Source organism: Bacterioplanoides pacificum, from assembly GCF_042648445.1.
In the GTDB taxonomy this organism is placed as follows: Bacteria; Pseudomonadota; Gammaproteobacteria; order Pseudomonadales; family Oceanobacteraceae; genus Bacterioplanoides; species Bacterioplanoides pacificum.
Genome location: NZ_JBHRYB010000011.1, coordinates 41,533 through 59,502, shown reverse-complemented (window position 1 = coordinate 59,502; position 17,970 = coordinate 41,533). Strand labels below are relative to the sequence as shown.

16 protein-coding genes are annotated in these 17,970 nt (G+C 52.1%); 10 read left to right on the top strand and 6 right to left on the bottom strand.

Features of this window, described 5'->3' with window-relative positions:
* Positions 1 to 394: 394 nt before the first annotated feature.
* The 3 genes from ACFOMG_RS11305 to ACFOMG_RS11295 are packed head-to-tail and all read right to left on the bottom strand — an operon-like array spanning position 395 to position 3,286.
* Positions 395 to 1,951: a Dyp-type peroxidase gene (locus tag ACFOMG_RS11305; protein WP_376866709.1), complete on the bottom strand. Its 1,557-nt coding sequence runs from the start codon at positions 1,949 to 1,951 to the stop codon at positions 395 to 397.
* A gap of 17 nt (positions 1,952 to 1,968) precedes the next feature.
* Positions 1,969 to 2,622 carry a hypothetical protein gene (locus tag ACFOMG_RS11300; RefSeq protein ID WP_376866708.1) on the bottom strand — a complete coding sequence of 218 codons (654 nt, stop codon included), beginning with the start codon at positions 2,620 to 2,622 and terminating at the stop codon, positions 1,969 to 1,971.
* A 1-nt stretch (position 2,623) separates the two neighbouring features.
* A complete protein-coding gene (locus ACFOMG_RS11295; protein WP_376866707.1) occupies positions 2,624 to 3,286 on the bottom strand; it encodes a hypothetical protein in 663 nt (220 codons plus the stop codon).
* 132 nt (positions 3,287 to 3,418) lie between these two features.
* On the opposite strand from ACFOMG_RS11295, the gene ACFOMG_RS11290 reads away from it, so the two are divergent.
* Entirely contained in the window at positions 3,419 to 5,398 is a 1,980-nt protein-coding gene (locus ACFOMG_RS11290) for a DNA topoisomerase III (RefSeq protein ID WP_376866705.1), read from the top strand.
* Positions 5,399 to 5,401: 3 nt separating this feature from the next.
* Here the strand turns inward: ACFOMG_RS11290 and ACFOMG_RS11285 are convergent, their stop codons facing one another.
* The 3 genes from ACFOMG_RS11285 to ACFOMG_RS11275 form a co-directional block, all read right to left on the bottom strand.
* Positions 5,402 to 5,989, bottom strand: coding sequence for a YggT family protein (locus tag ACFOMG_RS11285; RefSeq protein WP_376866704.1), 588 nt, complete (start codon positions 5,987 to 5,989; stop codon positions 5,402 to 5,404).
* An 85-nt stretch (positions 5,990 to 6,074) separates the two neighbouring features.
* On the bottom strand, positions 6,075 to 6,893 hold the full coding sequence (gene proC, locus ACFOMG_RS11280; RefSeq protein ID WP_376866703.1) for a pyrroline-5-carboxylate reductase: 819 nt from the start codon (positions 6,891 to 6,893) through the stop codon (positions 6,075 to 6,077).
* 68 nt (positions 6,894 to 6,961) lie between these two features.
* Positions 6,962 to 7,648 (bottom strand): YggS family pyridoxal phosphate-dependent enzyme, encoded by a 687-nt coding sequence (locus ACFOMG_RS11275; RefSeq protein WP_376866702.1) that lies wholly within the window; start codon positions 7,646 to 7,648, stop codon positions 6,962 to 6,964.
* 188 nt (positions 7,649 to 7,836) lie between these two features.
* Between ACFOMG_RS11275 and ACFOMG_RS11270 the strand changes: the two genes are divergently transcribed.
* The 9 genes from ACFOMG_RS11270 to ACFOMG_RS11230 all read left to right on the top strand — a co-directional run bounded on the left by ACFOMG_RS11270 (position 7,837) and on the right by ACFOMG_RS11230 (position 17,961).
* On the top strand, positions 7,837 to 8,871 hold the full coding sequence (locus ACFOMG_RS11270) for a type IV pilus twitching motility protein PilT (RefSeq protein ID WP_376866701.1): 1,035 nt from the start codon (positions 7,837 to 7,839) through the stop codon (positions 8,869 to 8,871).
* Positions 8,872 to 8,899: 28 nt separating this feature from the next.
* Positions 8,900 to 10,015 carry a PilT/PilU family type 4a pilus ATPase gene (locus tag ACFOMG_RS11265; protein ID WP_376866700.1) on the top strand — a complete coding sequence of 372 codons (1,116 nt, stop codon included), beginning with the start codon at positions 8,900 to 8,902 and terminating at the stop codon, positions 10,013 to 10,015.
* A gap of 132 nt (positions 10,016 to 10,147) precedes the next feature.
* Positions 10,148 to 11,371: an acyl-CoA dehydrogenase family protein gene (locus tag ACFOMG_RS11260; RefSeq protein WP_376866699.1), complete on the top strand. Its 1,224-nt coding sequence runs from the start codon at positions 10,148 to 10,150 to the stop codon at positions 11,369 to 11,371.
* Positions 11,372 to 11,470: 99 nt separating this feature from the next.
* Positions 11,471 to 12,322, top strand: a complete 852-nt coding sequence (locus ACFOMG_RS11255) for an SDR family oxidoreductase (protein ID WP_376866697.1) — start codon at positions 11,471 to 11,473, stop codon at positions 12,320 to 12,322.
* Positions 12,319 to 13,419, top strand: a complete 1,101-nt coding sequence (locus ACFOMG_RS11250) for a phosphotransferase family protein (protein ID WP_376866696.1) — start codon at positions 12,319 to 12,321, stop codon at positions 13,417 to 13,419. The genes ACFOMG_RS11255 and ACFOMG_RS11250 overlap by 4 nt, the downstream gene beginning before the upstream one ends.
* A 2-nt stretch (positions 13,420 to 13,421) precedes the next feature.
* Positions 13,422 to 14,111 carry a histidine phosphatase family protein gene (locus ACFOMG_RS11245; RefSeq protein ID WP_376866694.1) on the top strand — a complete coding sequence of 230 codons (690 nt, stop codon included), beginning with the start codon at positions 13,422 to 13,424 and terminating at the stop codon, positions 14,109 to 14,111.
* 42 nt (positions 14,112 to 14,153) lie between these two features.
* Positions 14,154 to 14,924 (top strand): SDR family oxidoreductase, encoded by a 771-nt coding sequence (locus ACFOMG_RS11240; protein WP_376866692.1) that lies wholly within the window; start codon positions 14,154 to 14,156, stop codon positions 14,922 to 14,924.
* Between the two features lie 344 nt (positions 14,925 to 15,268).
* Positions 15,269 to 16,315 carry an SMP-30/gluconolactonase/LRE family protein gene (locus ACFOMG_RS11235; protein ID WP_376866690.1) on the top strand — a complete coding sequence of 349 codons (1,047 nt, stop codon included), beginning with the start codon at positions 15,269 to 15,271 and terminating at the stop codon, positions 16,313 to 16,315.
* Positions 16,316 to 16,443: 128 nt separating this feature from the next.
* Positions 16,444 to 17,961 carry a YifB family Mg chelatase-like AAA ATPase gene (locus tag ACFOMG_RS11230; protein WP_376866688.1) on the top strand — a complete coding sequence of 506 codons (1,518 nt, stop codon included), beginning with the start codon at positions 16,444 to 16,446 and terminating at the stop codon, positions 17,959 to 17,961.
* The last annotated feature ends 9 nt before the right edge of the window (positions 17,962 to 17,970 follow it).

Sequence of the window (17,970 nt, the reverse complement as noted above, 5' to 3'; positions counted from 1 at the left end):
TGAAACGCAGCATCGCCGATGGTAGTGTGGGGCTTCCCCATGTGAGAGTAGGTCATCGTCAAGCTCTTATCCAAAAGCCCTGATCATGTAAATGGTCAGGGCTTTTCTCGTTCTGGCTTGCCTTAATTATCGCGGACAGGGTCCGCTCCTACCTGTAGCAACCACGATGAATACACATCGCGGACAGAGTTCTCTTCTACCTGTAACAACAACGATGAATACACATCGTGGGAGGGGACCTTGTCCCCGAAAAGTGTCACCGTTAAGCCGGATCGACGATCCCCTGAGCGATCATCTCCAATGCTGTAATGCTGGGGTAAAGTCCGTTCCTAGCTGTAGCAATCTCGATGAATACAATCGTGGGAGGGGACCTTGTCCCCGAAAAGTGTCACCGTTAAGCCGGATCGACGATCCCCTGAGCGATCATCTCCAGTGCTGTAATACTGGGAATAAAGAAATAATCACCACCGCGGGTTTCAACAAAGCGTGGTAGGTGAGTACATAGAAACGGTGCTTCATTACTCCCAGGTTCTGCCTGAATAATCGCTTTATCGGTTAACTTGCCGCTGTGGTTGCCGAGAAACACATCCTTGTCATTACCCAGCTTAAAATCGTTGGAATAATTTACCCACTGCTGTTGCACAAATTCAAACTGACGCTCGATACTGGCACCCAGACACATAAAGATAATGCCCTGCTCACTGTGATCATCACTGACCTGATCTTCACCGCCGTAAGGGAGGCCACGACGTAATAACCGCCGGCGATCGACCAGTGCTCCTTTGCTATTAAAGGCGTCGGGCTGAGTCTCCAGAGAGCCTCGGGTGTTGGTACGACGAACATGTGCACCTATTGGGCATTTGCCACCGGCCTTATCGTCTTCGTAGTTAAAGTCGATCCATTTTTCTCGCAGTGCTTTCAGTTGGGCGGCAGCACAGTCGTCCCCCTGTTCAGCCTGTGCTTTCAGCTCTGCCAGTTTCTTATCCAGCTCTGCTTTGGCCTGATCATCGGGCGCTAATACCAGTGGAGCTCCGTTATCGGGCCAGCGTCCGGCAAACTTTGCCATCAGGAGTTCTTTGCTGCCGTTAAAGTCGCTGGCGATATTATCCACATAGTCGTTAAAGGTTTTAACGTTCTCATGCAGCTTGCGATACACCATATAGGTACCGTTGCGGGATAACAGCTTTGGCTCAGGGGCTAATGGGTATTCTTTCGCTTCATCGACGTGGCCGAGAATAAACTCGCCGGTTGCCAGTGGCTGCCATTTACCATCACGGGTCAGTTTGCCACGCCCGGGCAAACGCGATACATCATTACCGCTACCGGCAAAAAACGGATTGCCGATGCCGTCGGTAAAGCCAAAATGTTCTTTTGCTGTCGCTTTGCCATTTTCAAACACCGCCGATGCGTTCTGGTATGGCAGCGTTGTGCCGTTGGGGCCTTTGTGGCCGGGGCGAATGGAGACACCATTCTGGCTTTCGCTGATCAGTAGCTCGATCTGTTGGTAAGCCTGTTCTAACTGTTCAGTATTTTTGGCATTGATAGAAACCCAGGCGTGGACGCTTTCCCCCTGCCATACCGGGTCCCAGTGTTGTGGCGCGCTGGCACCATCGTCACCAAGGATTGATTTGCGTGCCTGCATACCCATGCGGAATTCCATCGGAAAACCATCCAGGGAGCGTTGAGGTAATTGCAATGCGGCCAGCCCGGCATAGGTAAACGCGATGTTGGTGGTGGTATCGGGTTTCTGATTGTCATCCGGGTGATTGCTGTTGCCCCAGCGCTCGGCGGTGGTGATCCGGGGAATCAGTTTTTTCAGGAATTCCTGTGCCAGCTGGGGCTGATGAAAGTCGAGAAAAAAATAGCGCGCTTTGGGAAAACCAAAACGGCCGTAACCTTTACAAATATTGCCCTGAATATCGTATAAATCGAGGGGGCGTTGATTGCTCATGTTGTTATCCTTAACCCTTATAATACGCTGTCTTCGAGTTCATATTGACCAGCGAACCAGCTGGGAGATTCGAGGTTGTCGAGTTCGATCTGCTGCAGAAACTGCTGAAAGTTGTGGCGTAATTCGGCGGCGGGTTTGCCCTGGTTGGTCAGTGTAAATTCGGTGAATGCCTGTTTGATGTATAAGGATTTCAGCTGCTGCTTTAATGACTGATCGCTGGAGCCATTAAAAAACAGCGTGGTCGTGAGCTGGCACTGCTTGATGTAAGCGATAAAGTCAGCGGCACTGCTGACCTGATCGAAACCCACAGCGTATTGCCAGATCTCGGCGATATCGCCAGCGGCACTGTGCCACATACCTTCCAGGTAAGTCTCCAGCTCTCCATGGAAATTGCTCGTGAACACCAGGTATTTCGATTTCAGGTGATCGCGCTTAACCTCATTCCCCTGTTCAAAAAATACATCGTTAAGAATAAATAACCGGGCAAAATAAGTATCAGGGACTTTGGCAAACGGACTTTTGTCGTGCAGTCCCAGAGTCTGAATCCGGCGCCGGGTGATTTTATCGTATGCGGCCTGATCGCCAGCATTATCATAGCCGGTTTCGCAGCGGCCGTTTTTAATCGGACATAAGCAGGTGAGGCCATAGGACTGGCCAAATTTATTTGCCATCTCAGGCCTCCTCTTTATTCAGCTGTGACTGCAATGCCGGCGTTGGCTGTTCCGGATCGGGTTGTAATGACATTACCGGCCCCTGACCCATGCTCCCGAAGGCGTGCTGGTTATCATTCAGGAAGCTGTTGTAAGCCCGGAGAAAATCGTCATCCGAGAGTTCTGCAGAGTCCGTGGCAAGTTGCCTGAGGTTTTCCATTAAGGCTTGTGCACTTTTCACATCGTTGGCTGATGCCAGCGGGTAGGCGTTGTAGTAGTGATCGGTTTCGACCTGGTTAAAGCGGATGTAACGGTAGAAATCATGCAGTGGCACGGACTTCGGATATTTAATGTTCCAGCGCCAGAACATATCCAGGCCGCCGGGAATGGCAAAGGAAAAGGAATCGATATACTGGTCCCAGCTGCCATTAAAGTTGCTCTCAAACAACATGTAGCTGTAATTCAGCGTTTCTTTTGGCTGTGATTTATCCAGCCGGGGGAAAGCATTGCGGCCAATAATGGTCCAGCGGGCGTAATGAATCAGTGACAGGGTTAATAACCCTTTAACGAAATAGGGGAAGGTTTTGACCACCACCCAAAAGATAATTTTCTGCCAGATGGCCGTCCACCACCGTAAGGGTGTGATGACATTCATACCATAGGCTTTACCAGCGATATTCGACACAGGGAGCTCCTTTTCTGATGGTCCGGATAACGGTCAGGCTGATTAATCTAAACCCACATTAAAGGGCCAGCCTAGTGCTTTTGCATAAATCGTTGCTATACTGTTTTTATATACAGTATCTTGTCAAGAGTTATGCGATTATTTGTTGCCGAGAAGCCCAGCCTTGGACGTGCCATTGCGGCGGTGTTGCCAAAGCCTCAGCAAAAGGGTGAAGGATTTATCCGCGCCGCCAACGGTGATGTGGTCAGCTGGTGTATTGGTCACCTGCTCGAACAGGCCGAACCGGATGCCTATGACCCGGCGTATAAACAGTGGCGTCTCGATCACCTGCCGATTGTGCCGCAACAATGGCAGCTACAGGCCAAAGCCAAGACCCGCAAACAGCTGTCGGTGTTACGCAAGCTGGTCAGGGAGGCGGATCAGCTGGTTCATGCCGGTGACCCTGACCGAGAGGGTCAGCTGTTGGTGGATGAAGTGTTCGATTTTCTTAAGCTGTCAAAAAGCCGCAAGCAGCAGATTCAGCGCTGCCTGATTTCTGACCTTAACCCCGGCGCGGTGAAAAAAGCACTGCATAATCTGCGTCCGAACAGCGACTTTACCGCTTTATCGGTGTCGGCCCTGGCGCGCTCCAGAGCTGATTGGCTGTATGGTATTAACCTGACCCGTGCTTTCAGTATTAAAGGTCGTCAGGCGGGCGTAACGGCGGTGTTATCCGTTGGCCGGGTACAGACTCCGGTATTGGGACTGGTGGTACGCCGGGATGAAGACATCGACAACTTTGTTGCGAAACCTTTTTATGAGGTCTTTGCGCAGCTGGCATTGGCTGCTGATCAGGCGATTGCTTTTCAGGCCAGGTGGCTTCCGAGTGATGCCTGTGCCCCTCATCAGGATGACGATGGCCGGGTGCTGAACCGGAAACTGGCTGAAAATGTCGCGCAGCGGATTCAGCAACAGCCGGCTCTTGTTGAGGACGTCCAGCGTAAAAACAAAAATCAGTTTGCACCGCTGCCGTATAATCTGTCGGCGTTACAGATTGATGCTGCCAAAGCACTGGGCATGAGTGCCAAGCAGGTGCTGGATGTGTGTCAGGCGTTATATGAAAAGCACCAGCTGATTACCTATCCCAGATCGGACTGCCGTTATTTACCCAAAGAGCACCTGAATGATCGTGCGGCGGTCGCTGGCGCGATTGATCATAATTGCCGTGATCTGAAGGATGTAGTGGCCCGGGCCGATTTTTCATTACGCAGCAAAGCCTGGAATGATGCCAAGGTGGATGCCCACCACGCCATTATCCCGACAGCAAAACAAACCTCAGTGGACAAACTCGGCAGCCGGGAGCAGGGGGTGTATCGCCTGATTGCACGGCAATATCTGTTGCAGTTTTATCCGCCATTTGAATATGCAGATACCAGAGTGGATGTTCGTATTGGTGGCGGTTTATTTCGCGCGAACGCCAGAGAAACCCTGCTGCCAGGCTGGAAGCAGGCGATGCCGCAGCCGTCTTCTGCGAAAGCCGCTGGTGACGGTGATGAGGTTCAGAGCCAGCTGCCGGCGCTGCAGCCAGGTCAGGCGTTGTGGTGCCATGAAGGATGTATCCGGGATAAACACACTCAGCCACCGGCGTATTTTAACGATGCCACTTTATTGGCAGCGATGACGGGGATTAGCCGGTTTGTAGCTGATAAAACCCTGCAGCAAACGTTAAAAGAAACTGATGGTTTAGGCACAGAAGCGACCCGCGCCAGCATTATCGAATTATTATTTAACCGGCAGTTTCTGCGCCGTGAAGGGAAACACATCCGTGCCACAGCGCTGGGAAAAGCACTGATTGCCGCGTTGCCCGCATCCACCACGCTGCCTGACAGAACGGCGCTGTGGGAGCAGCAATTAAGTCATATCTGTCAGCGTCAGCAGAATTACCAGGGCTTTATGGCTCCGCTGGAACAGGAGCTGAATGGCCTGATTAACGAGGCCAGGAATCTGGATGTCAGCCAGTTATCGGGTATCCGGCTGGAACAGCCAAAGAAGGTGAGCAGGAAGCGGCGCACAACATCCGCCAGGACGACTAAGCCGGGCCGCAGACGCACGAAAGCGTCTGCCGGCGGCTGAAGTTCAGATCAGGAACGCCAGTACTTTAGGCATATTGGTCATCACGGCGAGCTGGCCTACCACCATGATTTCCAGCACCTGAATCAGCAGAAATACGACGATCGGCGACAGATCCAGACCGCCCATATCGGGCATCTTTTCACGGATCGGGCGGATGACAGGCTCCAGAATCTGGTTAATCAGGATCAGCGCCGGATTGTAAGAGTTGGGCGCGATCCAGGAAGCGATAACTGTGATAATCAGCCCCCAGAAATACACGTTCAGTACCAGAGCGGTAATGCCGATCAGAGCCCAGATGAGAATATTGGCCCAGGGCAGGGGATAACCGGACAACATCAGTACACCGGCCATCACCAGTACCTGTATCGCATAGGTCAGCACCAGCGACGCGACGTCGATACCGCCAAGCCCCGGGATCAGACGGCGCAGTGGTATCAGCAGCGGATTGGTGGCTTTAACGATAAACTGCGAAATCGGATTGTAAAAATCGGCTCGTACCAGCTGCAGCAGGAAACGCAGGATCACAACCAGCAGTGCCAGGCTGCCGATGGTGTTGATTAACAACATACCTACTTCCGATAAAGGCGACATGTTTACTCCAGGTTAAAAGTTTCTGTATTGCTTGTGTATTTATAAGGGCGAAGTACTGAAATGCAATTCACCCGGGTTATTGCTGTTAGTCGCCGAGTTGTTTGCTCAGCTCAGCGGCACGGTCGCTGGCGGCCGTTAATGCAGCTTCGACGATATCACGCAGGTGGGCTGCTTCAAATGTCTGAATTGCGCGTTCGGTGGTGCCGCCCGGTGAAGTTACCCGGCGACGTAATTCTGCGGCACTGACGTCGGCTTCCATGGCCATTTTGCCGGCCCCTAATGCAGTTTGCTGGGTCAGCTGGGTGGCGGTTTCTTCACTCAGGCCGAGTTTTTTACCGGCTTCGATCATGGCTTCCATCAGCAGGAAATAATACGCCGGACCACTGCCGGAAACAGCCGTCACTGCGTCCAGTTCTGCTTCATTCTGAACCCAGACGCTGATCCCTACCGCGCGTAATAAGGCATCGGCAATATTGCGCTGATCGATGGAAACTTTATCGGTGGCAAACAGGCCGCTTGCACCCAGCCCCAGTAATGACGGTGTATTGGGCATACAGCGGACAATGGCTTCGCAACCGCTCCAGCTCTGCAGTGACGTCAGGCTGATACCGGCCGCGATGGATAACAGCATGGGCTGGCGCTGGCTCAGAGTATCCTTCAGCGGAGCTAACACCGCTTTCATTACCTGAGGTTTGACCGCCATGATCACCACATCGGCGCTGGCGATAGCCTGTTGATTATCGCTGTGACCATGAATACCAAACTGCTCACTCAGTTGTTGTACCTGATCGGCATTCGGGTCGCTGACGTGGATCATATCCGGCTTGCTTTCGCCTTGTTTAATCAGGCCACCAATGATGCTGGTGGCCATGTTGCCACCACCAATAAATGCAATTTGTGTCATAAAGTGTTCCTTAATAGTTGCCGCTGCCAGAGTGCAGGGGCTGAATCTGTGTCTGATTTTAGCTCTGATCAGCCGCGTGCGCCGAAGATATCGGTACCGATGCGTACTTCACTGCTGCCCTGAGCAACGGCCAGCTCCAGGTCGGCAGACATCCCCATGGATAATGTATCCACCTGCGGATATTGTTGCTGCAGTTGTTGCCAGGCGTGCTTCATGTGTGCGAACTGGGCCGCTAATGCCGCCTCATCGGCGGTATTTTCCGGAATACACATCAGGCCACGCAGGGTCAGGCGGGGCAATTGTTCGATCAGTTGCGCCAGTGCAGGAATATCGGCCAGGCTGATGCCCGCTTTTTGGGGTTCGCCACTGACATTCACCTGCAATAAAACATTGAGTGGTGCCATATCGTCCGGACGCTGGTCGTTTAAACGACGGGCGATTTTATCGCGGCAGACGGTTTCGACCCATTGGAAATGAGTCGCAATCGGACGGGTTTTGTTCGACTGGATCGGGCCGATAAAGTGCCACTCGATCTCATTCAGGTGCTGCAGTGCCGCAATTTTGGCTTCGGCGTCCTGCAGATAGTTTTCACCAAAGCTGCGCTGGCCCAGCTGGTAACAGCGTTCCACCATGTCGGCGGGTTTGGTTTTGCTGACGGCCAGCAGCCGCACCTCGCCAGGCTGGCGGCCGGATTGCTGGCAGGCATTGATCAGACGCTGGGTTACCCGTTGATAATTCTGTTCGAGAGTAGACATTGCAGAGGCTTGCTTTAGGATATTCGTTTTCCGGTTGATGATATAGAAGCGACGCAGGCACTGCCAACGGCAGTTTGCATTTTATACCTGCGATTATGAGCACTGGCCGGCAGCTTTGTTCTATCCTAGTTGCCACAGGCCGCCGCATTGCTGTAAATCTCGGCCCACGTATATTCTGAGGAGAAGTTATGGATATTACAGAACTGTTGGCATTCAGTGCGAAGCAGGGTGCTTCCGATTTACATCTGTCGGCGGGGTTACCGCCGATGATCCGGGTGGATGGCGATGTCCGCCGTATTAACCTGCCGTCGCTGAGCCATAAAGAAGTCCACAGTCTGGTTTATGACATCATGAACGACAAACAGCGTAAGGACTTCGAAGAGTTTCTGGAAACCGACTTCTCGTTTGAAGTGCCGGGTGTGGCACGTTTCCGGGTGAACGCCTTTAACCATAACCGCGGTGCCGGTGCGGTATTCCGGACCATTCCGTCAAAAGTACTGACCATGGAACAGCTTGGCATGGGCCAGGTGTTTAAAGATATGGCCAACGTTGCCCGGGGGATTGTGCTGGTAACCGGCCCGACCGGTTCCGGTAAATCCACCACGCTGGCAGCGATGGTCGATTACATTAACGAGTCAAAATACGACCACATCCTGACGGTCGAAGATCCGATTGAATTTGTACATGAATCGAAAAAGTCGCTGATTAACCAGCGTGAAGTACACCGTGATACCTTAGGTTTTAACGAAGCATTACGCTCGGCACTGCGGGAAGACCCGGATGTGATTCTGGTGGGTGAGATGCGGGACCTGGAAACCATTCGTCTGGCACTGACAGCGGCGGAAACCGGCCACGTGGTGTTTGGCACGTTACACACCAGCTCAGCGGCAAAAACCATCGACCGTATCGTTGACGTATTCCCGTCGGAAGAGCAGGCGATGGTACGTTCGATGTTATCGGAATCGCTGCAGGGGGTTATTTCCCAGACGCTGCTGAAGAAAAACGGCGGTGGCCGGGTAGCGGCACACGAAATTATGGTGGGCACACCGGCCATTCGTAACCTGATTCGTGAAGATAAAGTGGCGCAGATGTATTCTGCTATCCAGACCGGTGGTGCGTACGGCATGACCACTATGGACCAGTCATTGCAGACACTGGTCAGCAAAGGTCTGATCAGCCGCGACATCGCCCGTGAAAAAGCTAAAAACCCCGACAACTTCTGATGCCGGTAACTGAGGAAAGGTAATTTCCATGGCAATGGATAAATTTTTGCGCCTGATGGTCGAAAAAGGCGCTTCAGACTTATTTATTACGGCCGGTGTTCCACCGTCCATGAAAGTGAACGGCAGTATTATGCCGCTGACCAAAAATGCGCTGGGTGCTGAACAGACCCGCGATATTGTGCTGGGGCTGATGAACTCTCGTCAGCAGGATGAGTTTGAAGATAAAAAAGAACTCAACTTCGCTATTAATGCCTCAGGCATCGGGCGTTTCCGCGCCAGTGCGTTCTACCAGCGTAACGTCGCCGGTATGGTATTGCGGCGTATTGAAACCCGTATTCCATCGGTTGATCAGCTGGGCCTGCCGGATGTGATCAAAGATCTGTCGATGGAAAAGCGTGGCCTGATTTTATTTGTGGGTGCCACTGGTGCCGGTAAGTCGACCTCGCTGGCGGCGATGATTGGCCACCGTAATCGTAATTCCAAAGGGCATATTCTCAGTATTGAGGACCCGATCGAATTTATTCATCAGCATGAAGGCAGTATTGTCACGCAGCGTGAAGTGGGGCTGGATACCGAAACCTTTGAAGTGGGGCTGAAAAACTGCCTGCGTCAGGCGCCGGATGTGATCATGATTGGTGAGGTACGGTCTGCCGATACCATGGAACACGCCATTACTTTCGCTGAAACCGGGCACTTGTGTCTGGCAACCTTACACGCCAATAACGCCAACCAGGCACTTGAGCGGGTGATTCACTTTTTCCCGCCGGAACGTCATAGCCAGGTGTGGATGGATTTATCACTTAACCTGAAGGCCATTATTGCGCAGCAGCTGATTCCGACCCCGGACGGTCGCGGGCGGCGGGCGGTGATCGAAGTGCTGATCAACACGCCGCTGGCATCCGATATGATCCGTAAAGGTGAAGTACACGAGCTGAAGCCGCTGATGCGTAAATCCAATGAAATAGGCATGCAGACCTACGACCAGGCGTTGTACGCTTTGTATGAGCAGGGCGAAATCACCTACGAAGACGCCATTTCTCACGCTGATTCACCCAACGATTTACGTCTGATGATTAAGCTGGGTTCGGAGACCGATGCCGATTCACTCGACAGTGCGACCTCACGCTTACGGTTGCAGGACTGATGTAGCCGGCGAATAGCATAGGGACTTTGCTATTCGTCATGCTAATAGATCAGTATTCATAATATTCACTTCTTTCATTCTTAAGCCCTCCCTACACTGAATACATCAACTAATGCTCAATGGAGTTTCGTTATGGATTTTCAGCACTCGCCCAAGGCACAGGAATACATCAAACGTGTCAGCGACTTTATCAAAACCGAAATCGAACCGGTGGAAGACGATTACCTGCGTGAGCTGCACAGCCTGGATAACAAGTGGGTGGTATTACCCATCATCGAGGAATTAAAGGCCAAAGCCAAAGCCGCTGGTTTGTGGAATCTGTTCTTCCCGGACGAGGAACACGGTGTTGGTCTGAGCAATCTGGAATATGCGCCGCTGGCGGAGCTGATGGGCCGCTCTTTTATTGCCCCTGAGGTGTTTAACTGTAATGCGCCGGATACCGGCAATATGGAAGTGCTGGAAAAATATGGCTCAGCGGAGCAGCAGGAACAATGGCTGAAGCCGTTAATGGCCGGTGAAATCCGCTCGGCATTTTGTATGACGGAGCCGGATGTTGCATCCTCGGATGCCACCAATATGGAAGCGACGGCCATTGTTGATGGTGATGAAATTGTACTGAATGGCCGCAAATGGTGGAGTACCGGTATTGGTCATCCGAACTGCAAAGTCGGTATTTTTATGGGCCTGACCAACCCGGATGCCGGACGTCATCAGCAACATTCTATGGTGTTGTTCCCGATGGACGCGCCGGGGGTCAAAATAGAACGTATGTTACCGGTGTTTGGTCATTATGATGAGCCGTTCGGGCATGGTGAAATCAGTTTTACCAATGTCCGCCTGCCATTGAGTAATGTGATTGCCGGGCCGGGACGTGGCTTTGAAATTGCTCAGGGCCGCTTAGGACCTGGCCGTATTCACCACTGTATGCGTATGATCGGTGGTGCAGAACGGGCACTGGAACTGATGTGTAAGCGTGCGGCATCGCGTGTGGCATTTGGTAAGCCGCTGGCCAATCTGGGTGGTAACCGCGACATTATTGCCAATGCCCGGATGAATATCGAGCAGGCACGACTGCTGGTGTTAAAAGCCGCCTGGATGATTGATAACGTTGGTGCGATGGGGGCCATGAGCGAGATTTCGCAGATTAAAGTGGTGGCACCGAATATGGCGCAGGAAATCATTGATGCGGCGATGCAGATTCACGGTGGTGGTGGCTTGTCTGACGATTACCCGCTGGCTGGCCTGTTTCTGGCAGCCCGGGCGATCCGTCTGGCCGATGGTCCGGATGAAGTACACCGCGGCCTGATCGCTAAGTTTGAACTGGCAAAATATAAAAAATACATGCCGAAGGGTTAATCCGGCGGATTAATTTGATATGGCACAAATGGCTCTTAAGGAGCCATTTGTTGTATGAATAAATAACAACAAAGCGGAACTATCAGGCAGAGCATACACATGACACAAAAAGTATTAATTACCGGAGCGGCTTCCGGTCTGGGGCGGGCACTGGCATTACGCTTTGCCACAACCGGTGCTGATATCTGTATTGCCGACATCAACGAAGAAGGTTCACAGGAAACTCTGGCACTGGTGGAAAAAGCCGGCGGCCAGGGCTGGGTTGTTGATCTGGATGTTCGTTCAGAACAGCAATGGCAAACGCTGCTAGGCGAAGTGGAACAGCGCTGGCAAGGCATCGATGTGGTGATTAATAACGCCGGTGTCGCCACCGGTGACCGTATTGAAGCGGGTGAATGGAGCTGGTGGGAATGGGTGATTGATATCAACCTGAAAGGTGTAGCGCTGGGCTGTCGTACTTTCACACCAATGATGAAACAACAGGGCCGGGGTTATTTTATTAACGTCGCGTCACTGGCAGGATTAATGAAAGCACCATCGATGGGGTCGTATAACGTGACCAAAGCGGCGGTGGTGGCTTTGTCTGAGACTCTGCATTTTGAACTGGCACCATACGGCATTGGCACCACGGCATTGTGCCCGGGTTTTTTCCGTACCAATCTCGACAAAGGCATGAAAACATCAGATCCACAGATGTATAAGTTTGTCGATAAAGTGTTTGAGGCGTCGGCGCTGGATGCTGATGACATTGCCGAAGCGGCGTATCGGGCGATGCAGAATAATCAGATGATCTGTAATCCACACCCGGCCGGGCGGCGCGCTTATTTCGTTAAAAAATACCTGCCGTGGTTATACCGCGCCCAGATGAAAAAATTTGCTCAGTCACTGAAAGCACGAGATCCGAATTTAAAAACTCAGTTTCAGCAGCAGGGAGAAGCGGGAGCGAAATGAGCGAACAATATATCGATAAACCCAAAACCCTGCGCGACAGTGATGCCTTTGATATCGCTGCCGTACATCACTGGTTAAATGATCAGGGACTGAATTTAGGGGAAACGCTTCCTGAAGTGCGGCAGTTTTCAGGTGGAGCCTCCAATCTGACCTATCAGCTGAGTTATAGCGCTGCAGATGGCAATCATAAAGACTATATTCTGCGCCGCCCGCCAGCCGGTCATAAAGCGGCCAGTGCCCATGATATGAAGCGTGAATATAACGTCATGGCGCGATTAAAACCCGTTTACCCTTATGTGCCGGAAATGCTCGCTTTTTGCGAAGATCACAGTGTCATCGGTTGTGATTTTTATGTCATGGAAAAGCTGGTGGGTATTATTCCGCGAGGTAATTTGCCAAAAGGTATGACGCTCAGTCAGCAGCAGGCACACGATTTATGTTTATCGGTAGTGGATAAACTGATTGATTTACACCAGGTCGATTATCAGGCGGCCGGGTTAGAGGATTTAGGCAAAGGCCAGGGGTACGTTCAGCGTCAGGTAGCTGGCTGGAGTAAACGTTTTGTTCAATCAAAAACCTGGAATGTTCCGGGGTTTAAAAAAACCATGCAGTGGTTGGCCGATAATCAGCCTGACGATGTAAAAACCTGCATTATTCACAATGATTACCGCATGGATAATGTGGTGTTAAATCCGGATAACCCGGGCGATATTATTGGTGTGCTCGATTGGGAAATGGCAACCCTGGGGGATCCGTTAATGGATCTGGGGGGTGCATTAGCCTACTGGGTACAGGCGGATGACGATTTTCTGATGCGTGCCATCCGGCGGCAGCCGAGTCATTTACCAGGCATGTTAAGCCGCGCTGAAATCGTCGATTATTATTGTGAAAAAATGGGGCTGGATAAATCCATGTGGCCATTTTATGAGGTGTTTGGTTTATTCCGTCTGGCGGTGATTGTGCAGCAGATTTATTACCGCTATCACCATAAACAAACGGATAATCCGGCGTTTAAAAATTTCTGGTTGTTTGTTCATTATATTAACTGGCGTTGCAACCGTATTATGCGTGCCAGTCAATTGCCAAAAGTGCGCTGATTATGGCCAGTATTTATCTGATTCGTCATGGTCAGGCCGGCTTTGGTAAGCTGAATTACGATCAGTTATCGGAGCTGGGCTGGCAACAGGCTGAACGGGTTGGTCAGGCGCTGACACAACGCGGAGTGGAAGCCGGACAAGTCGTGCATGGCGCGATGGTACGTCATCGCGAAACCCTGCAAGGGGCTCAGCGGCACTGGCATGCTCATGGCCCGGTGGTGGAAATGGCCGGCTTTAATGAGTTCGACTCGGATGATGTAATTGCCTGCGCATTTCCAAAGTTTGCTAATAAGGCGGCATTAGGCGCCTGGCTGTTAACTCAGAAAAACCGCCACAAAGCATTTCAGGAATTATTTTCTCAGGCGGTGGCGCGCTGGACCGCGGGCGAACATCATGAATATCAGGAATCCTGGGCTGAATTTACATCACGCTGTAATCAATCGCTGGACCGGTTAATCCAGCAGCTGGATGGTAAGGATGGTGTGGTGTTTACCTCGGGTGGGCCGGTAACCGCTATTGCCCAACGGTGTCTGGGGTTATCCCATGAGAAGGCGTTTGAGCTGAACTGGACCTTACTGAACGCCGGTGTAACCCAGCTGCTATATAGCCGCAGTGGCCGTTTAAGTCTGGCCAGCTGTAATGAACATCATCATCTCGACGCTGCCGGGCAGCACTTCGTAACCTATCGCTGAGCAGCCCCGGCTGCTGCAAGACAATAATAAGGAATCACTATTATGAACCCCCAAGAATTATTTAATCTGTCAGGTCGTGTTGCACTGGTTACCGGTGCCAGCCGTGGTATTGGTGAAAGCATCGCTAAATTATTAGCCTCAGCCGGGGCGCACGTGATTGTCTCCAGCCGTAAAATAGATGGTTGTCAGCGGGTTGCGGATGAGATCACCAGTGCGGGCGGCAGTGCACAGGCACTGGCCTGCCATATCGGTGAGATGGATCAGATTGAAGCCTGCTTTAACAGCATTGAAGAGCAACACGGCAAGCTGGATATTCTGGTGAATAACGCCGCCGCCAATCCGTATTTCGGACATGTGCTGGATACCGACCTGGGTGCTTTCCAGAAAACAGTGGATGTGAATATCCGCGGTTATTTCTTTATGTCCAGTGCCGGCGGCAAGCTGATGAAAAAGAACGGCGGTGGCAGCATTATTAATGTTGCATCGGTTAACGGTGTGGTCCCGGGAGATTTCCAGGGCATTTATTCGATCACTAAATCGGCAGTGATTGCCATGACCAAAACGTTTGCCAAAGAATGTGCGCAGCTGGGGATTCGAGTCAATGCTTTGCTGCCAGGTTTAACCGATACTAAATTTGCCAGCACGTTAACCAGTAATGAAGCCATTCTGAAGCAGGCTATGATGCATATTCCGATGAAACGTGTTGCCTTACCCGATGAAATGGCCGGCACCGTGTTGTATCTGGCATCGGATGCCTCCAGCTATACCACCGGCACCAGCATTAATGTTGATGGTGGTTACCTGCTGGTTTAACTCAGGCGCAGGTAACTATAAAAAAGCGCTGATAAAATATTCGTCAGCGCTTTTTTTATTTCTGTAAGGTAATTAAAGCCACGGCCGCTATTCTGGTCCATAGCTGATTGTTTTTCCGGATTATTGATCCAGAAAATCAATGGAATTTCGACCATGTTGGCCGTGATATTATCCGGCTGCATGGCTGCCCATCATATGAATCAGAATGACTTTCCGTTGTTCAGCCCGTGGCAGGAGTTGTGTTCATCCGCTGTTCACCTCTGAGTTATCGTATTTTGCTAACCGAGTCACTGGACTCTGTTGATGAATTACCAAACAATGGCAGAAAAACGAATGGGTGAAGTATGTTTAAGTTGTTCTTGCTGGTGGTGATTGTTATTGCGGCGGCGCTGGGTTATCCGTCGCCGATCGACTCAGCGGCTTTTCAGCCATCGCGGCCGCTGGCGATGAACGGTGTGCTGGCGCCGAATGATGCGTTGCAACGCACGACCTTATTGCCATTACCGGGTGCCCGTGGCGGCGAAGACGTGGCACTGGATAAACTCAATTGTGTGTACACCGGAGCCGAAAACGGCGACATTTTGCGTAAATGTCCATACAGCAACTGGGAAACGCTGGCTAACACGGCCGGCCGGCCGCTGGGGCTGGCGTTCGATGCTGCCGGTAACCTGATCATTGCCGATGGTGTTAAAGGTTTGCTGATGCTGACGCCGCTGGCCAAGCTGGTGACGCTGGTGGATCAGTATCAGGGCCAACGTCTCGGAGTGGTGGATGATGTCGATATTGCAGCGGATGGCACCATTTATTTCAGTGACGCTTCGAGTCGTTTCCCGTTAAAAGATTATTTGTGGGATGCGTTAACCGCTAAACCGTCCGGGCGGCTGTTTGCTTTTAATCCGCTGAGCGGCAAGCTGGATTTATTGGCCGATGAATTGTTTTTTGCCAACGGTGTGGCCGTGGCCGCGGATCAGAGTTTTGTGCTGGTTAACGAAACCTTTGCCTACCGCACCAGCCGTATCTGGCTGACGGGTGAAAAAGCCGGTCAGCGTGATTTATTTACCAGTCAGTTACCGGGTTTGCCGGATGGTATCGCCCGGGATGAAAGCGGCCGTTTCTGGATGGCGTTGTATGCGCCACGCAGTGCCACGCTGGATAAATTTCATCCTGTCCCTTTTATTAAAAATCAGCTGGCTAAACTGCCGCGTTCATTTGCCCCGGTTCCTAAGCCATACGGTTTTATTGTACAGCTGGATGAGCAGGGCAATATCTTACAGAGCCTGCACGATCAGGCGGCGGTCGCGATTGGTGAAATCACCTCAGTGCAACCGCATGGCGATGCCTTGTATCTGGGGACGTTACACGGTCCGGCGGTCGGTAAACTGGCGTATTAATGTGAGGTTGCTGTACTGGCAGCTCAGCATAAAGTGTCATCTGGAGGGTTAATCACTACAGCAACGCCATTCCGTGCCTTAGTCTTTTAGTGGTACATACCCTGAAGAATAAGATGCAAGGAATGCTTATGTCGCTTGCCCGAGTTTACACCCGTGCGCAGTTGGGCATTGATGCCCCGCGGGTCAGTGTCGAAGTTCATTTATCCAGTGGTTTGCCGTCACTGACGTTGGTGGGGCTGCCGGAGACGGCGGTTAAAGAAAGCAAAGACCGGGTGCGGTCTGCCATTCTTAACAGTGGCTTTGAATTTCCGGCAAAACGCATCACCATCAATCTGGCTCCGGCCGACTTACCTAAAGATGGTGGCCGTTATGACCTGGCGATTGCGCTGGGCATTCTGGCCGCGTCAGAACAGATGCCGGCCACTGGGCTGGAGGGCAAAGAGTTTATTGGCGAACTGGCGCTGAGCGGTGAGTTACAGCCAATACCGGGTGTGTTACCGGCAGCGCTGCAGGCAGCGAACGCCGAACAACTGCTGGTATTGCCGGAAGCGAATGCGGAAGAAGCGGCATTATGCACCTCCGGCCACTTCAAAGCCGCCAGTTCGTTGCAGGAAGTGAGTGATTACCTGCATGGCCAGCGCAGTTTGCGTGATGTAGTGCCGATCGATGCCACTCAGGTTAAGCGCCAGCAGCCACCGGCCGACTTACGCGACGTGCGTGGTCAGCCTCAGGCCAAGCGCGCGCTGGAAATTGCGGCGGCGGGACAACATAACCTGTTGTTTATTGGCCCACCCGGCACCGGTAAAACCATGCTGGCCAGTCGCTTACCCGGCATTATGCCACCGATGTCGGAGCAGGAAGCCCTGGTATCGGCTTCCATTTATTCCATTTCCAATCATCAACACGACTGGCAGCAGCAATGGCGGGTACGGCCATTTCGCTCACCACACCATACAGCTTCCGGCGTGGCGCTGGTGGGCGGCGGTACCAAACCTAAACCCGGGGAAATATCGCTGGCACATGCCGGTGTGCTGTTTCTGGATGAATTGCCGGAATACAGCCGCAAAGTACTGGATGTGCTGCGAGAGCCGCTGGAAAGTGGCCGCATTGTGATCAGCCGTGCCAGCCGCTCTATTACCTACCCGGCCAGCTTTCAGTTGATTGCAGCGATGAACCCTTGCCCGTGTGGCTACTTTGGTGACCCGGGCGGACGTTGTCAGTGTACCACCGACCAGGTGCGGCGCTATCAGGGCCAGGCTTCCGGCCCCTTACTTGATCGCATAGATCTGCATGTTGAAGTGCCACCGATTCCAACCGCAATGTTGCAACAGGCTCCGGAAGGGGATCCGACGGATGTTGTGCAGCAACGGGTTCAGGCGGCGCGCCAGCGTCAGTTTGAGCGCCAGGGGTGTATTAATGCTGAGTTGTCGGGTGATCGTCGGGATCAGGTGTGTGCGCTGGTTACTGATGATCGGGAGTGGTTACTGGGCGCGATCGAAAGTCTGAAGTTGTCGGCCCGTGCTTATCACCGGGTGTTAAAAATTGCCCGTACCATTGCCGACCTGCAAAGCAAAGACTGGATTGAACGGCCTCATTTACTGGAAGCCCTGAGTTACCGCACGATTGATCGTTACCTGCAAAAATAGTGTTACCGG

Excerpts from the sequence above, each read along its gene's own strand:
- ACFOMG_RS11305 (WP_376866709.1), bottom strand. The coding sequence starts at position 1,951 with ATGAGCAATCAACGCCCCCTCGATTTATACGATATTCAGGGCAATATT.
- ACFOMG_RS11300 (WP_376866708.1), bottom strand. The coding sequence starts at position 2,622 with ATGGCAAATAAATTTGGCCAGTCCTATGGCCTCACCTGCTTATGTCCG.
- ACFOMG_RS11290 (WP_376866705.1), top strand. The coding sequence starts at position 3,419 with ATGCGATTATTTGTTGCCGAGAAGCCCAGCCTTGGACGTGCCATTGCG.
- ACFOMG_RS11285 (WP_376866704.1), bottom strand. The coding sequence starts at position 5,989 with ATGTCGCCTTTATCGGAAGTAGGTATGTTGTTAATCAACACCATCGGC.
- proC (WP_376866703.1), bottom strand. The coding sequence starts at position 6,893 with ATGACACAAATTGCATTTATTGGTGGTGGCAACATGGCCACCAGCATC.
- ACFOMG_RS11275 (WP_376866702.1), bottom strand. The coding sequence starts at position 7,648 with ATGTCTACTCTCGAACAGAATTATCAACGGGTAACCCAGCGTCTGATC.
- ACFOMG_RS11270 (WP_376866701.1), top strand. The coding sequence starts at position 7,837 with ATGGATATTACAGAACTGTTGGCATTCAGTGCGAAGCAGGGTGCTTCC.
- ACFOMG_RS11265 (WP_376866700.1), top strand. The coding sequence starts at position 8,900 with ATGGCAATGGATAAATTTTTGCGCCTGATGGTCGAAAAAGGCGCTTCA.
- ACFOMG_RS11260 (WP_376866699.1), top strand. The coding sequence starts at position 10,148 with ATGGATTTTCAGCACTCGCCCAAGGCACAGGAATACATCAAACGTGTC.
- ACFOMG_RS11255 (WP_376866697.1), top strand. The coding sequence starts at position 11,471 with ATGACACAAAAAGTATTAATTACCGGAGCGGCTTCCGGTCTGGGGCGG.
- ACFOMG_RS11250 (WP_376866696.1), top strand. The coding sequence starts at position 12,319 with ATGAGCGAACAATATATCGATAAACCCAAAACCCTGCGCGACAGTGAT.
- ACFOMG_RS11245 (WP_376866694.1), top strand. The coding sequence starts at position 13,422 with ATGGCCAGTATTTATCTGATTCGTCATGGTCAGGCCGGCTTTGGTAAG.
- ACFOMG_RS11240 (WP_376866692.1), top strand. The coding sequence starts at position 14,154 with ATGAACCCCCAAGAATTATTTAATCTGTCAGGTCGTGTTGCACTGGTT.
- ACFOMG_RS11235 (WP_376866690.1), top strand. The coding sequence starts at position 15,269 with ATGTTTAAGTTGTTCTTGCTGGTGGTGATTGTTATTGCGGCGGCGCTG.
- ACFOMG_RS11230 (WP_376866688.1), top strand. The coding sequence starts at position 16,444 with ATGTCGCTTGCCCGAGTTTACACCCGTGCGCAGTTGGGCATTGATGCC.